The organism is Mycobacterium sp. TH-M106 (genome assembly GCF_057473765.1).
Genome location: NZ_JBYCLE010000279.1, coordinates 1 through 1,619 on the forward strand (window position 1 = coordinate 1; position 1,619 = coordinate 1,619).

Here is a 1,619-nt window from a genome sequence, read left to right on the forward strand (position 1 = left end):
TGATGTAGAAGGTCGGTTCGGCCAACCCTTCCGGATGCGGCCAGTCCGAGCCGTACAGCACCTGATCCACACCGACCAGGTTGACCAGATCGTCGATCCCGTCCTCGAAGAACGGGCTCACGTGGATCCGGCTCTTGACCATCTCGACAGGGTCGCCGGGGAAGGCTTCGGGGGCTTTGCGGTAGACCTCGGCCAGGCCGCCCAGCAACGGTGTCATCCACTTCGAACCGGCCTCGACGATGGCCACCTTCAGCTTCGGGTGGCGGTAGAGCGCCCCGTGGATGACCCACGACCCCACCGAGTCCTGGATCGGCCGCCACTCGTTGAGGATGCCCATCGCGTTGGTCTGGAACGGCAGCATCTCCTGCTCGGCGCCGTCCCACTCGGAGGTGTAGCGGGAGTAGCCGCTGTCGCTGGAGTGCATGCCGACCAGCACGTCGTGTTCGACGACCCGCTCCCAGAACGGGTCGAACTCGGGCACCGCGAACGACCGGGGCCCACGGAAACCGGGGACCGGGGCCGGGCGGACCAGGATGCAGCGGGCGCCGCGCTTGACCGCCCACTCCAGCTCCTCGATCGCCTTCTCGACGATCGGCAGGGTGATCACCGGGGTGGTGAAGATGCGGTTCTGGTAGTTGAAGCCCCAGACCTCGTCGAGCCACTGGTTCAGCGCGTGGATCAGGACGTGGATGGCGACGGGGTCGTCGCGCAGCCGCTCCTCGATCAGGCTGGCCAGTGTCGGGAACATCAGGGTGCGGTCCAGGCCCAGCTCGTTCATCTTCTCCAGGCGCGGGCCGGGCTCGAAGAAGGCCGGGATCGCCCGCATCGGCTCACCGAACAGCTCGCGCTTGCTCTTGCCTTCCGGGTTGCCGTACTTGAAGTACTCCTCCCAGGCGCCCGGCCGGGCGACGACCTCGAAGGTCGGGTTGGGGATGTAGTTGCTGATGTGCCCGCGGATCGCGATCTTGGTGCGCCCGTTGACCTGCACGTACTGGACGAAGTCCTTGTACTCCTTGGGCAGGAATTTGGTCAGCGCTTCGGGCGGCTCGTAGAGATGGTTGTCCGCGTCAAAGATCGGGAACGGGACGTCTTCCCGATGCGACAATTGCCCCATGGAATCCTCCTTCTTGATTTGTGAGAATATTATTCTCTCAATTGCCGCACCGCAACGGCGCCCCCTCGACGGGTCGGCGACGGCGGCGGTCAGCAGCTCGCGACGATCTTGAACGCGGCGGATGCCGGTTCGTTCGGTTTGTCGGTCTTGTACCCGTTGGCGGTGCCGGTGATCGTGAACCTGTCACCGCTGAAGCTCATGTCGGCGCTGCCTCCGTCGCCTTGGGAGTACATGCCGGTGAAGCCGCCCACGTTCTGGATGCGCACCGACATCGTGGTGAGCGGCTGCGCGTGTTCGTCGACGACGATCTTGGCCCCGGCGAAGTCGCCGCCGATCTCGATCGTCCGGTACCACTCCTGCTGGCGGCACTTGACGACGGGAATCTTCGCGGCTTTGCCGTCCACGGACACCGACGCCGATCCCGAGAGGGGAGCTCGCGGACGCGCGGTGCAGGCGCCGAGCCAGGCCACCGCCACTACTGCCACGACTACCGCGACGATTCGAT

2 protein-coding genes are annotated in these 1,619 nt (G+C 65.4%); both read right to left on the reverse strand.

What is annotated here, in order from left to right; translation table 11 throughout:
- Window positions 1-1,114: amidohydrolase family protein (locus AC2VOP_RS09715; RefSeq protein WP_486960758.1), on the reverse strand; the 1,114-nt coding region annotated here is incomplete at its 3' end.
- Between the two features lie 89 nt (window positions 1,115-1,203).
- The gene (locus tag AC2VOP_RS09720; protein WP_486960759.1) at window positions 1,204-1,614 is read right to left on the reverse strand and encodes a lipoprotein LpqH; all 411 of its coding nucleotides are present in this window, start codon (window positions 1,612-1,614) and stop codon (window positions 1,204-1,206) included.
- Window positions 1,615-1,619 lie beyond the last annotated feature (5 nt).